13 protein-coding genes are annotated in these 13,265 nt (G+C 58.3%); 8 read left to right on the top strand and 5 right to left on the bottom strand.

Annotated features, from left to right (window positions below; all coding sequences use genetic code 11):
* Window positions 1–113 precede the first annotated feature (113 nt).
* From A11S_RS11495 to A11S_RS11485, 3 genes are all read right to left on the bottom strand, one after another.
* A complete protein-coding gene (locus A11S_RS11495) occupies window positions 114–866 on the bottom strand; it encodes a Bax inhibitor-1/YccA family protein (protein ID WP_015468682.1) in 753 nt (250 codons plus the stop codon).
* Window positions 867–934: 68 nt separating this feature from the next.
* A complete protein-coding gene (locus A11S_RS11490) occupies window positions 935–1,969 on the bottom strand; it encodes a M48 family metallopeptidase (protein WP_015468681.1) in 1,035 nt (344 codons plus the stop codon).
* A gap of 13 nt (window positions 1,970–1,982) precedes the next feature.
* Window positions 1,983–2,558: a LemA family protein gene (locus tag A11S_RS11485; protein WP_015468680.1), complete on the bottom strand. Its 576-nt coding sequence runs from the start codon at window positions 2,556–2,558 to the stop codon at window positions 1,983–1,985.
* Window positions 2,559–2,697: 139 nt separating this feature from the next.
* On the opposite strand from A11S_RS11485, the gene A11S_RS11480 reads away from it, so the two are divergent.
* The 8 genes from A11S_RS11480 (at window position 2,698) to A11S_RS11445 (ending at window position 9,868) form a co-directional block, all read left to right on the top strand.
* Window positions 2,698–3,558 carry a thioredoxin fold domain-containing protein gene (locus tag A11S_RS11480; RefSeq protein ID WP_015468679.1) on the top strand — a complete coding sequence of 287 codons (861 nt, stop codon included), beginning with the start codon at window positions 2,698–2,700 and terminating at the stop codon, window positions 3,556–3,558.
* A gap of 161 nt (window positions 3,559–3,719) precedes the next feature.
* Window positions 3,720–4,703, top strand: a complete 984-nt coding sequence (locus A11S_RS11475) for a hypothetical protein (RefSeq protein ID WP_015468678.1) — start codon at window positions 3,720–3,722, stop codon at window positions 4,701–4,703.
* Between the two features lie 12 nt (window positions 4,704–4,715).
* Window positions 4,716–5,132 (top strand): lytic transglycosylase domain-containing protein, encoded by a 417-nt coding sequence (locus A11S_RS11470; RefSeq protein WP_014103965.1) that lies wholly within the window; start codon window positions 4,716–4,718, stop codon window positions 5,130–5,132.
* 202 nt (window positions 5,133–5,334) lie between these two features.
* Entirely contained in the window at window positions 5,335–5,853 is a 519-nt protein-coding gene (locus A11S_RS11465; RefSeq protein ID WP_041802782.1) for a DotD/TraH family lipoprotein, read from the top strand.
* A gap of 3 nt (window positions 5,854–5,856) precedes the next feature.
* Window positions 5,857–6,702, top strand: a complete 846-nt coding sequence (locus tag A11S_RS11460) for a type IV secretion system DotC family protein (RefSeq protein WP_015468676.1) — start codon at window positions 5,857–5,859, stop codon at window positions 6,700–6,702.
* Window positions 6,681–7,844 carry a type IV pilus twitching motility protein PilT gene (locus A11S_RS11455; RefSeq protein ID WP_015468675.1) on the top strand — a complete coding sequence of 388 codons (1,164 nt, stop codon included), beginning with the start codon at window positions 6,681–6,683 and terminating at the stop codon, window positions 7,842–7,844. Before A11S_RS11460 ends, A11S_RS11455 begins: the two co-directional genes overlap by 22 nt.
* An 88-nt stretch (window positions 7,845–7,932) precedes the next feature.
* Complete coding sequence (gene icmT, locus A11S_RS11450; protein ID WP_014103961.1) at window positions 7,933–8,235, top strand: IcmT/TraK family protein; 303 nt, start codon at window positions 7,933–7,935, stop codon at window positions 8,233–8,235.
* Window positions 8,236–8,440: 205 nt separating this feature from the next.
* Window positions 8,441–9,868: a TcpQ domain-containing protein gene (locus tag A11S_RS11445; RefSeq protein WP_081604785.1), complete on the top strand. Its 1,428-nt coding sequence runs from the start codon at window positions 8,441–8,443 to the stop codon at window positions 9,866–9,868.
* A gap of 45 nt (window positions 9,869–9,913) precedes the next feature.
* On the opposite strand, the gene A11S_RS11440 is transcribed toward A11S_RS11445, so the two are convergent.
* Window positions 9,914–10,957, bottom strand: coding sequence for a flagellin (locus A11S_RS11440; protein ID WP_015468673.1), 1,044 nt, complete (start codon window positions 10,955–10,957; stop codon window positions 9,914–9,916).
* A 17-nt stretch (window positions 10,958–10,974) separates the two neighbouring features.
* Window positions 10,975–13,248: a flagellar hook-associated protein FlgK gene (gene flgK / locus A11S_RS11435; protein ID WP_015468672.1), complete on the bottom strand. Its 2,274-nt coding sequence runs from the start codon at window positions 13,246–13,248 to the stop codon at window positions 10,975–10,977.
* Between the last annotated feature and the right edge of the window lie 17 nt (window positions 13,249–13,265).

Genomic DNA, 13,265 nt, shown 5'->3' with positions numbered 1-13,265 from the left:
TAAAAAAACGCCCGGACAACCGGGCGTTTAGCTGTTTTGCACTGCACGCGTGCAAAAAATTTATTTCAGAAACTATCCTTCTGCGTCGAAGAATTCGTCTCTTTTCGCGTGACCTATTCCCGTTGGCCGAGCAGGCTCAGCAGGAATTGGAACAGCATGATGAAGTTCACATACAGGCTGAGCGCCCCCATAACGGCGGCCTTGCCATTGGCTTCGGACCCGTGGGCTTCGCTGTACATTTCCTTGATGTTCTGCGTGTCAAACGCGATCAGGCCGGTGTAAATCAAAACACCAACGCACGAAATCACGAAGTCCATCATCGCGCTTTGCAGGAACAGGTTCACCACAATCGCGATCAACAGGCCAATCACACCCATGACCAGCAGACCTTGCAGGCCGCTGAGGTCTTTCTTGGTCGTGTAACCAAAAATGGACGTACCGGCGAACATGCCCGCGGTGATGAAGAACACCTTGGCAATGCTGACGCCCGTATAGGCCAGGAAGATCACGCCCAGCGACAAACCAAACGCCGCCGAGAACATGTAGAACAGGCTGGTCAGTTGGGCCGCGCTTTTGGTCATCAAGGCGCGCTGGTTAAACCCAAAGAACATGAACACCAGCGGCAGGAACATCAAAACGTAAGCCAGTGGTGTCGTGTACAAAACTTTCGCAACGGGCTCGATGCTGGACACAACGTACGCGGTCACGCCCGTGACGGCCAGGCCCAGACCCATGGTGTTGTACACCTTCTGGAAATGGGCGCGCAGGCCAGCATCATAGGCAACTGCGCCAGTGGTGGTTTGCGTCGTAAAACGATCGGGTTGCATATCTTCTTCTCTCCATTCGATAGCGAAAGCGGTCATCATGACCGCCTTTGATAGTCATATAGCGTATTGTAAGCATTCGGGAAGAGGGTTCAACCGAAATCGGACGTCTATCTGACCCATGGATTCAATGGGTTATCCGATTTTTCGGTCCCGCTTGCACTGGGGATCGGTGTTCCGGTCATGGTGGACAGGGCGCGAATGCGATCCTCAATCGACGGGTGCGTGGCGAACAGTCCCATAAAGGCATGGTCGTTTTCAATGCACATCAACGCCACATCATCGGGCACGGCGGGAATATGGTCGCGCCCGGATATGCGTTGCAGGGCGCGCATCATCGCATCCGGATTGCGGGTCAGTTCAACCGCCCCCGCATCGGCCATATATTCCCGGCGCCGCGACAGCGCAAACCGGGTCAGCAGGCTGGCCCCGTATCCAATCGCCAAAATCAACAGGATCACCAGCGCAATAATGACGGTCCCGCCATTGTTGCGGTTATTGCCGCTGCGCGGCATGTACAGGCCATAGCGCACCGATGACCACACCAGTTGCATCGCAAATCCGATCATGCCTGTGAAGATAATGCACACCATCAGCAATCGCACATCATGGTTGATAATGTGCGTCAGCTCGTGCGCCAGAACGCCCTCAACCTCATCCGGTTGCAGTGTGTTGAGCAGGCCGCGTGTAACGGTCACGGTGTAATCACTGCGCTGCACGCCGCTGGCAAAGGCATTCAGGGCATCGGTTTCAATGATGTTGAGCTGCGGCATGGGCAAGCCGCGCGCGATGCACAGATTTTCCAGCAGGTTATAAAGCGCGGGTTCTTCGGTGCGGGTCACGGGTTTCGCGTGGGACAACATCCGCACCATGCGCGTGTTGAAAAACCACGCGATGATAAACCAGATCGCTACGGCGGTGCCGATCAAGGGCCAGTATTGCGCGATAAATCCGTTGGCGAAATGGGTGGCGATGGCCCCGTGCGGGGCGTGGGGTCCGGCGCTTTGCCCCATGAAATATCCGATGGCGGCGGCCGTGGCCCAAACAATCGCCCCCATCAGGAACGGGTACCCGACCAGCAGGATGATCGAGCGCAGATTATTGTTCCAGATATGGGTTTTTAAACCCGCCGCGGCGAAGGCCATGGGGTTGCGTGCCTTATCCGCCGAATTTCACTTCGGGCGGGGCGTTGCGAACGGCCTGTTGCTGCGCCGGGTCCAGTTCGAAGAATTCTTCATTGTGGAATCCGAACATGCCCGCCATCAGATTGGCGGGGAATTGTTGAATGGCGGTGTTGTATTCGTTGGTCGCGCTGTTGAAGAAACGGCGCGCGGCGGCGATCTTGTTTTCAATGTCGCTCAATTCCGCCTGCAAACGCTGGAAATTCTGATCGGCCTTCAATTGCGGATAATTTTCCGCCACGGCGAACAACCCCATCAACGCACTGCCCAACATGCCTTCGGCCTGAATGCGGTCGGTGCCGGCCCCGGATGTGCGGCCCACCTGCGCGCGGGCCTGGGTGACGTTTTCAAATACGCTTTGCTCGTGCGTGGCGTAGCCCTTGACCGTTTCAACCAGATTAGGGATCAGGTCGAACCGCTGTTTCAACTGCACATCAATGTCGGAAAACGCATTGTTCCGCGTCTGGCGCAGCGCGACCAGACGGTTGTAAATCATGATCAGACCCAGAACGATCACACCCAGAACAATCAGAATGATAAGGCCGGTATCCATCACGCATTCTCCGTTTTGTAAAATTTTTCAGCGGGGACAAGTGTATCAGGTCATTGTGCGGGGGCAAGCCGTGCCTTTACGCCGCCATAAATGATCTGTACTCTTTGGCTATGTCCCATTTTACAGGGTTTTGTGCGCCATGAAAAATTTTCTCCGTCTTTTACTGGTTCCTGCGTTGGTGTGTGTGATGGGCCTGTCGCCCGTATCGGCACAAACGGCGGAAAAAACACCCCCGATGCCCGAAGTTTTAAAAGAACTGGGCACGCGCGGCGCGCAAATCCGTTATCTGGGCCGGGACAAGGGGCTGGATGGCTGGGCCACGATCCTGCAGGGACAGGAACAATATTTCTACGTCACACCGGATGGTGAGGCGATCATCATGGGGCTGCTGTTCGATAAATCCGGCCACCCGGTGACGATTGATCAGGTGGCGAAATTGCAGGGCGGCGATGCCGCTTTGGATGCGCTGGCCACCCCGGCCACGCCCACCGTCGATCCGCTGCAGGCCATTCAGGAAGAATTGCGCGCCCAACAAAACCTGAGCCCGTCCCAGCGCCTGATGAAAGAGGTCGAAGCCTCGAACATGATCACGTTGGGCAAAAATGCCGATGCTCCGGTGATTTATGCGTTCATGGATCCGCAATGCCCGCATTGCCACGCGCTGATGAACGATCTGCGCAAGGATTTGCTGGCCACCGGACAAATCCAGATCAAGATGATCCCGGTTGGTTTGCGTGATGAGACGAAGGCCCAGGCCGCCTACCTTCTGGCCGCGCCGGATGCGGAAGACCGCTGGTACAAACATCTGGATGGCGATGACAAGGCCTTGCCGATTGATCCGGCGATTAACAAACAAGGGGTCGAACGGAATTTGCTGATCATGCAAAACTGGAAACTGGATGCCACGCCGATCCTGCTTTACCGCAGCAAGGCGGGCGAAATTAAGATGGTGCGTGGACGTCCGCGCGACCTGGCCGAAATAACCGCCGATTTGTTCTGATTTTCCTGTCTTTCAAGCAAACACCCCCGTTTTTCGGGGGTGTTTGTGCTTTTGGCGGCCAAAAAGGGTTGCCGTTTTTGCCCGGTCCCCCCTATAACAAAGACAGGGTTACGATTGGGTTCAAGGCAGGCTTAGGCCGCCATTATTGACATAATGAGATTATGAGTCAGCGCGCTGAATTTCAAATACAGGTTTTGGAACGTTTGGGCGTCCCGCTGATGACGGCGGTGGGGTCGGTGTCTGCCCGCATGGGCGTGGCCCCGGATATGCGCACCGATGCGACACGTCTGGCCGAATTGATCAGCCGTACGGTCCAGATGTCGGTCGTCCTGTCGGAATCCATGGATATTCGCGATGATCAGGGGCAGGCCGATGGCTTGCGTCTGGCCCTTGCCGGCCTGTCCGCACCGCTGGTGGCGGGGGCCTATGAAATGACGGGCCATGTTCCGGCGGAAGGCGACGTTGGCCGTTTGGCATCGACCCTTGGGGCTGTTCTGGCCTTTGCCGATAATTTTACCCCGGCGGCGGATGCCACCGCGCGCTTGAACGCGCTGGAGGCCGGGCCGTACACTGGCGGGCCGGATGAGCCGCAAATCCATATTCAAGCGCTGTTCGCCCTCGTCCCGGTGGTGCAGGCAATCGGGGTGTACTCCTTTGGCCGCCCGGAAAAGAAACTGGTGCAGGATGTGTCCGCGACGGTGCTGGACCGGGCCACGGCCATGTGTGGCCGGATGCTGGGGCCGAACGCCACGCTGGCTCAGAAGAAAAAGGCCGAATTGTCGATCGTACGGGCCCTGTGCCTGCTGTACGCGCAATGCCACGCCATGGAAACCAGCCGTTTGATGATGATGGACGAAGCGTCCCGCAACGCCATGATCCAGCAAAGCGGTGGCCCGGTTCCGATGGATGCCGTTTGGGCCGCGTTTGACCGCGGCGCAGAGATGCTGACCCTGACCGCGGACGCGGTTGCGGGATCGGGGGGCGGGTCATCCGCCGTCCGCCCGGCGGCTCCGTTGGTCCAGAAACAGGCCGTTCAGGCCCCTGTCGCGGCTGCGCCAGCAACGCCGCCCGCCAACCCCACAGGCAGTCCGATGGGCTTCTTCGCTGGCAAAAAAGCCGCCAGCGGCGAAGACACCACGGAATAAGGGGGCGCGATCATGAGTGCAATGTCCGGTATTCTGGCGGGATGCATCCTGATCGCGGCGCAAACCTATTCCATTCCCCCGGCGGTTTTGCTGGGGATTTATCAGGTCGAAGGCGGCCGGGTCGGGCAGGAAGTGGGCCCGAACGACAACGGCACCTATGATCTGGGCCCGATGCAGATCAATACGCTTTGGCTGGATGAACTCTCCGGCGTCTGGGGGGTCAGCCCCTCCACCGCCCGCAAATGGGTGCGTGATGACCCATGCACCAATGTTGGCGTGTCCGCCTGGATTTTGCGCCGCCATCTGAACGATACTGGCAATTTATCCAAGGCGATTGCTCATTATCATTCCCGCACCCCCGGAATTGGCGGGAAATATAAGAAAAAAGTGGTGTCTTCGATGGAACGCCACGGTCTTCTGCGCAAATAAACGGCTCTGCACCCCTCAGGGCCGGGTGAACTGTCCGGTTTTTCGAAAAAGCTGACTTGTTCCGCCGCGCGGGACAAGGTAACTTGTGGAAGTGTTCTGATTTGGGGGTGTTCGGCCATACCATGGCCTGCTGTCCCAATCGTCTCATTCCCCGGGTTTTTGGCATTCTCGGGTTTCGCATTTTTGAGGGTGTTTTGTGGTCATGATGCGTTTTCGCAAACAAGCTGTTTCGCTGACCCTGTGCGTGGCTGCGCTGGCGTTGTCCGCCTGTGCGCCGGGTCAGGCCGTGCAAAAAAATAACAATCCGCAACTGGTTGCGTCACCGGAGAAGGTGAATCTGATGCTGGCCGAAGCGGCTGATCGTGCATCGGGCGCGCTGGAAACGCTGGCCGCTGTCGAACAGGCGCGCAGCCCCGGTGTGGCCGTTGAACCGATTGCCGATGCGCCGGTTGAATTGAAACGCGCCATTACGGTGAACTGGGTTGGCCCGGTTGAGCCGATTGCCAAAACACTGGCGGATCGCGCCGGCTATGCCTTTATGTCTGTCGGCGAACAGCCGCCTGTGCCCGTTGTTGTTTCGATCAATGTTGAAAACCGTCCGGTGATTGATGTCCTGCGCTCGCTGGGCCTGCAACTGGGGCAGCGCGCCGATGTTCGCGTGGATGGTGTTCGCCGCATGGTGGAAATCCACTACGCGCCTGTGACGGGTGTCGGGGGATAACACGTGATCCGCACGCCATCATTTTTCCGTGTACTGACTTTGACGGCGCTGACCTGTGGCGCTGTTCTGTTCGCTGGCCCGGTGGCCCGCGCCGAACGCACACCGCCGCCGCCGATTGTGGAATTGCAAAATCCGGTTCGGACCGATACGGCGATCAGCGTTGGTGTGACCGAGGGGTTGCCGCTGGATATCCGCTTCGACGCGATGAAGGAAGCGGCGTTGTCTTATGGCGCGCGCGGCGGTCTGGCCTGGCGCACATGGGAAATCCGGAATGAACTGGAAAACACGTCCGATTATATGGACAAGGTGTTCGATTTCCGCCAGCTGCTGATCGCGGCCCCGTCGGGTCTGCTGATCGAACCGCCGATTGTTTCCGAACAGGAAAATGCTTTGCTGATCGAGGCGGGCGGTCAATCCGCCGCCGTGTCTGACCGGGTTTATTCCATCAGCGCAAACGCAAAGATCGTCGCGACCGCCCGTGTCTGGCGCAACTATCTGGAACGTGACTGGGGCAAGGTAACCCCGCCGCCAGATGTCTTGCTGCCGGAAACACCGGAAGAGCAAGAGCGCTGGGAAAACTGGGTCCAGATTGGCTGGGAACGCGGTGTTGAGCAGGCGGATGAAATTTTCCAGGCCGACCTGCAAGCGTTGTCGGCTGATTATCAAGGCATGGTGCGGTATCGCATGTTGCTGGCTCAGGATATGGTGTCGCAACCTTACGCGCTGCATGTTGATCGCGGCGTGACGGGTGGTGGCGATGTCATGCGTGTTGGCGACCGCGCGGTGCAAATCACCGGCAAGCCTGAACTCAAGCCGGGATCGGATACATGGCTGCCCGCAAGCCGATAAGTCTTGTAAAGGGCGCGGATAACGTTGCCCAGACATGGCCCGATGAACCCAACCGGTTCACGGACGAACATGTCGATCCGTTCCTGCTTTGGTCGGTGAAACGCAACGCATCCGATATTACGTTCCAGTCCGATAAACAGATTTATCACGAAATTGACGGCGTTCTGTATCCGGCGACTTATCGCGCGCTGGATGCGGGTGACATGGCCGTCATGCTGCAAAAAATTTACGGACCAGAAGCGCAGGCGCGCTTGGCCTCGGGGACCGACCTCGACCTGTCCTACGAACTGAAACCGGATCGTTATACGCGCATCCGTTTCCGTGTGAACATTACGCCGGTCCTGTCCAAGGGCCGCGACGCGGCGCAGATTACGATGCGGGTTCTGCCGAACGAACCGCCGACGATGCTCGATCTGAATATCGAGGAAGACATCGTGAAGAACTGGGCCCCGCGTCAGGGGGTTGTGATTATCACCGGCCCGACGGGTTCGGGGAAAACCACATTGCTGGCCGCGGGCAACCGCATGATGCTGGAACGTGCGCACGGGTGCGGCAAAATGCTGACGTATGAAGCGCCGATCGAATATGTCTATGACGCGATTAAAAGCCCGCGTTCGTTGGTCGCGCAGACGGAAATTCCGCGTCACTTGCCCGATTTCGCGCGCGGCGTCCGTAACGCCCTGCGCCGTAAACCGAACATCATTCTGGTGGGCGAAGCCCGCGACCGTGAAACCATTTCCGCCGCGATCGAAGCGGCGCAAACCGGCCACGCCGTGTACACCACGACCCACACGACGGGGGTGGCCTCGACCATCCAGCGTATGGTGGCCACGTTCGATGCCAATGAACGCTCCGAACGGGCTTACGCCTTGATGGAAACGTTGCGCATGATCGTGACCCAGGCGCTGGTGCCAAAGGTTGGCGGCGGCCGTCTCGGTGTGCGGGAATGGATGAAATTCCCGGACGAAGTGCGCGAAAAATTGCTGGATATGGATTTCACCGAATGGCCGGCCAACCTGCAACGGATGCTGCCGACCTATGGGCAGAGCATGGCGATTTCCGCCGGGAAAGCCTTTGATGCCGGATTGATTGAACGCCGCTGGTATCTGCTGCTGTCCTCCTCCACGGGCGCGGGCGGGTAAGTGCGCCCTGCTTCTGACCGTTAGCGGTTTGTTTAAACTCTGCTGATACGGTATTCTATGATTATTTACAGCCTCTTAGGCAGATGAAATGGCCCAAAGTACCGAAGATGCCCTGATTGAGAAGCGGAACTGGCACTGGCGCAACACCATGCGCCCGGTGCGGTTTTTCTCGCTCGATGCCCGGGCGGCTTTGCCGTTTTTTGCGCTTCTGGTCTATGCCCGGCCGATCACACTGGTCCTGACCATCATCATCACCGTCATTTTCTCGATGCTCGAACGTCGGGGCCTGACCTTCTCCTCCGCCATGCGGGCGTTGCGGGTCTGGATCGTGGGGCAGAACCGCCCGGCTTGGGTGTCGCTGCGCCGCCGCCGGATGCGGGATTTTGGCTGATTGCTGTTTGGGTCCGGCGTGACGGGGCGCAAACCCGGATTTTACGGGACTACCCAACCCTAAACCCCATTTCCACCTTGTCATTTTAACCCCTGACGACTAATTTCAGGGGGCTTTATTGCATTATGCGCGGGCCTTTTGTGGCCGCGCTGTTTGTGACCGACTGGCATATCTGACTGGCAACAATCGACAAGGTTTTTAAACCATGAACTCTCGCGCCCTTTTTTCGTCCCGCTTTTTACTGTTGGGGACGGTGTGTGTTCTGACCTCTTCCTTCGCTGTGCCGGCTCTGGCTGGGTTTGAATTTACGCCCCCGCCGGCGGCTTCGTCCGTCAGTGCGGATACCGATGGCGTGATGCCGCCCGTCAGCGCCGTCCCGGTCAGTGAAGTCGAAATCATCGACGTCACCATGACGGAAGTGTCGACGGATGATGGCGCGACCGGAACTGTGATGGATGACCTGCCGCCGCCCCCCCGCCCGATGCCGGCAATCGACGAACAGCCTGAACCAAAGCCGATGATGCGCCTGTCGCCCGCGACCGAGGCACCGCATGTTCACGCCGATGCGCACCCGGCCCCGCGCGCGCCCCAGATTGAAAAACCCCTGCACCAACCGACCCGGCATAAACCGGCGTTGATCGTCTCCAAGGGGACGGGCGCGCCCGCTCCGTCCGCGCCGGTACAGGCAAGCGCTCCTGTGTCTGCGCCGTCGCACCACGCCACGGCGGAGGGCTTTGGGCGCGACCTGCCGCTGGTGCTGGCTATGCGCCAGATTGTTCCGGCTGGGTATGGGTATGTTTTTGATCCGTCCGTGGATCAGGGCCAGCGCGTTGATTGGGATGGTGGCGCCGCATGGCCCACCGTGCTGGAGAATGCGGTTGCCGCATACGGTCTGTCCGTGCGCGTGATGGATGATGTCAAACGCGTTTGGGTTGGACCGAAAGAGGTTGCGGCACATGTGGCCGCGGCTCCTGTTGCAACTCCTGTTGAAGCCCCGGCTCTGCCGGTTCATGCGGCCCCTGTGTCCGCACCTGCCCATGAGCCCGTCCGCGAGGTTTATCTTCGCCGTGGTGAGAGTGTGGCCGAGCCTGTTGTGCGCGATGCCGCCCCGGCCCCGATGATGGAGACACCCGTATCGGACGATCCGGTGGCGGTTGAAGCCCCGACCCCGTTGATGGGGGTTGAGGATGTTGGGTTTATTGATCCGGTGGCCACGCCCCGCGCGCCCGGCGATGTTGTCATGGGTGATGATGTGATCCAGGATGATATGACCCAAGACGATATGATGATGTCGGATGCGTCACTGACGGCCCCGGCCCCGTTGGCGGCGGAGGAGGCTGTTCAAACCCGCTTTAATCCCGATGCGATCCAGACGTGGAAGGCCGCCCGTGGTGCATCTTTGCGCGATGTTTTGTTGCAATGGTCGCACGATGCGGGCGTTGAACTGGTCTGGAATTCCGCGCGCGATTTCAAATTGCCCGCGCCGATCACAATGAAAAGCAATTACGCAGAAGCGGTTTTGAGCGCGCTCAGCGCCTTTAATGATCAGGATGCCCGCCCGTTGGGCCGCTTGCATCCCAATCTGCCCCAGGGACCGTCGGTTCTGGTGGTGGATGTTCAGCCGATGTCCTAAGAGATCGAAAACCCAATCAAAAGGGCCCATCCGGGCCCTTTTTTATTAGATGAAATTCACCAGGCTCAACTGGCTGGCCATGGCTGTGACCTGATAGGTGGCGTTTAGCTGTGTGGCCAGAGCGGTGATTTTCACCGACACTTCCTCAATCGGCGCGTTTTCGATCCGTTCGATTGTGGCGGTCAGTGTGTTTTGGTCGATTTTGTGATCGGCCTTTGCTTCCTTGATCCGGACATCGGCCAGGCTTAATTTCGTGCCATATTCATCCATCTTGTCCAGCGCCCCGGTCAGTTGCGTGGCGATGTTGTTAAACACGGCGTAGAAATTTTCCTGCTGTTCTTCGTATGTCGCCCCCGGCGCGTCTTCCAAATCACCCAGATTGCGCAGGGCGGACACGGCGGTCAGGATATCCTTGAACCCTTGCTGGTTCGCCATCACGGTGTAATCAACCTCAACCGTCGTATCGGCGCGCACCATGACTTTCTTCGCATCGACCAGTGATCCGTTGATGCCCATCGTGGTTTCGGGAATGTTGGTGTAACGGCTGATATATTCCTCGGCAATATTCGTATTGGGTGGGTTGACGGTCAATGTGCCCGCCGCCCATTCCGCGTTCAGTGTGGCGAAATAGGTATCCAGCGTCCCGGCATCTGTGATCGGCTGGGATCCGGAATCCGATCCGGCGAACAGATAGGTGTTGCCATCCCGGGTGTTCATCAGATCAAGAATGAAATCATATGATTTATCGGCCAGATCACGCAGGGCGCCGAGTTCACTGATCTCGCCTTCCTGCACCTGATTGATGACGCCATCGGCGACGGCGGTGGCCTGCGCCTTGATCCCCTCAACAGCCTCCAGCATCATTTTGATGCGGGTCTGGGATTTGTCGATGTTGTCGATATAGGTTTGCAGTTCGTTGAAATCGGCACGGGCCCGTTTGGATACGATGGCATCACTGCCCAAACCGGACAGCAGTTGGGTTTTTTTGCCCGTGTTCAACTGTGTCTGCAGGTCGGAAAACTGCATCTGCATCAGTTTGATCTGCTGCGATTGCGCCATGGATCGTGCGTAGGTCGATATCGCGGTCATGGGTCTATCCTCTCAGTTTAGAAAGCGTTCAGCAATTGCTGGAACATTTCATCAATGGCGGTAATGGTTTTGGCGCTGGCGGCAAAGGCCGATTGCACCACAATCAAGTGCGACAATTCCTCATCCAGATTGACGCCGGATTCGTTCAGCAACTGCGTGTTTAACAAATCGCGCAGGCTGGCTTCATCCGCCTGTTTGGCGGTGGTGGCGTTCACCTCGGCCACCTGGTTGCTGATCATACGCTGGGAATATTCCTCCAGCGTCAGCGTCCCCGGCAAGCCGGAGCTGACCTGTAACCCGGCCCCCAACTGGGTTTCGCGGAAGGGGGCGTGGGCGACGCTGACCACCGGGCTGGCGCTGCCCAGCAATTCCAGGCTCGGCGTGTTGCCCCCTGCGCTGAGGATCGTTCCGTCAACGATGCGAATATCACCGCCGAACCCCGGGCCGGGGCGGAAGGACAAGAAGCCGGTGGCCGGGTCAATGCTGGCCTGAACACCGGGAATGTTGTTCAGCTTGGTCAGCAAATCGGTTTCCGTGTCACCCGGTGAAATGCTGACACGAACCGGATCATCCTGCCCCACCTGTACGGTGAAATACGGATCGACGGCTTGCGTCGTTCCGGCCTTCAAGCCCAGATATTCCAGCCCGTCTTCGCCCATATTTCCGACACCGATCCCGATGTCATGCTGGGCGTTGATCATCAATTGGCCGAATTGGTTCAAGGACGCGGTGACGGTGGTGTCCAATGGCGGAGCCAGTGTCGGGAACACGTCGTTGTTCAGGTAATCAACCAATGCCTGCGCCCCGCTGGTGGAGGGCGGCGTGGGATAGGCGGTGTCCACGGCGGTCAGGTCGATGGTGATATCGCCCGTGTCGTTGGCCCCGCCCTCATCAATACGAATGGTGAAATCATCCAGCAAAGGCGGTCCGCTGATGGGCAGGAATGGATGATCCGGCGCGGCGTTAAGCGGCACGCCCAGCGACAGATTGTGAATATTCACATCACCGCGCATTTGCGCCTGCGGGTTCAGGCCAAAGATGTTTTGTAATGTATCGGGAATGCCGGCGACGCGAATATCAACGTTCCCCTGCGCTTCCTGATACGCGATGTTGCCAAAGGCAAATTCGGCGACGCGGCGCAGGACTTCGTTCGATCCTTCCTGTACGGCGCTGCCCACCACGGTACCGGAGCGGATCAGGCTGTTGTCATTCAAAATGGCCGGGTTCACCTGCATAATCGCGGAAAATCCGACATATGGCACAGGGGTCAGCGGGCCGGGCGGGTTGGGGACCGGATCGGTGTTGGCCGGGATGTTGCCAAATTGATCGGTGAACAGGTTCAACCCCTGTTCCGACAGGCGCAGGGCGGTTTTGTGAGCCAGCTCGTCCAGCTGTGCCTGATACGCGGGCAAAGTTTCATCGCGCATGGCCAGCAACGCGCCGATTTTGCCGCCCGGATCGCGTTCGGTGATATCAAACGACACGCGGACTTCGTCCGGGTTGCCGCCGACATACAGACCCGCGGCACTGGCCGGGTAATAGGTCTGGGTCGTTTGCTGTGTCGGGTTGAAATACATCGGGTTGACCGTGTCGTCGGCCAATTGCAAACCTTCGTTGGTCTGGACGACCAGAACGCCGTCCCCGCGGGTGAAGAAGCTGATTTCGATCAGTCCCGATAATTCCTCAATCGCGGCGTCGCGTTGATCTTGCTGCTGGGCGACGGTGCGCCCCTGGGCCATGTTGCTTTTGATTTCCTTGTTCAGGCTGGCCACCTGGTTCAGCAACGTGTTGACCTGGCTGACCGCCTCGCTCAGTTCGCGCTGCGTGTCATTCCGCATCTGGGTCATCAGTTTGGAATAATCGTTGAATTTCTGGGCGGTGCTTTGGGCGGCGCTGACGGCGGCCTGCATGCCGACTTCGCTGTCGGGTTGGTTGGCCAGGGACAGGAACGCATCCTGCAGGGCGGTAATTTTTGCCGAGATGGATGTTTCCGCATCCGGCGCCCCGTGGAACTGCTGAATCTGGTTCATATAGGTGGCGGTGGTGTCCTGGAAGGTCACCGCGCTGACCTGGGTCCAATAATCCCGGGCCAGGTACATATCGACATTGCGGACCACGGCGTTGGCCTTGACGCCGACGGTCTGGCCCTCAATCGCAACGGTTTGTTGCGGAAGGATTTTTCGGGAATATCCCGGCGTTGATACGTTGGCGACGTTGTTCGATATGACGCTCAGCTGTTGCTGGGCGATCTTCAAACCGGACAGGGCCGAATCCAGACCTGAAATGCTCATTCTTTCGCTCCATTGCG

The organism is Micavibrio aeruginosavorus EPB, from assembly GCF_000348745.1.
GTDB classification, from domain to species: Bacteria; Pseudomonadota; Alphaproteobacteria; order Micavibrionales; family Micavibrionaceae; genus Micavibrio; species Micavibrio aeruginosavorus_A.
Note: the sequence above shows the minus strand (reverse complement) of the source record. Positions and strands in the feature narration are given on the sequence as shown.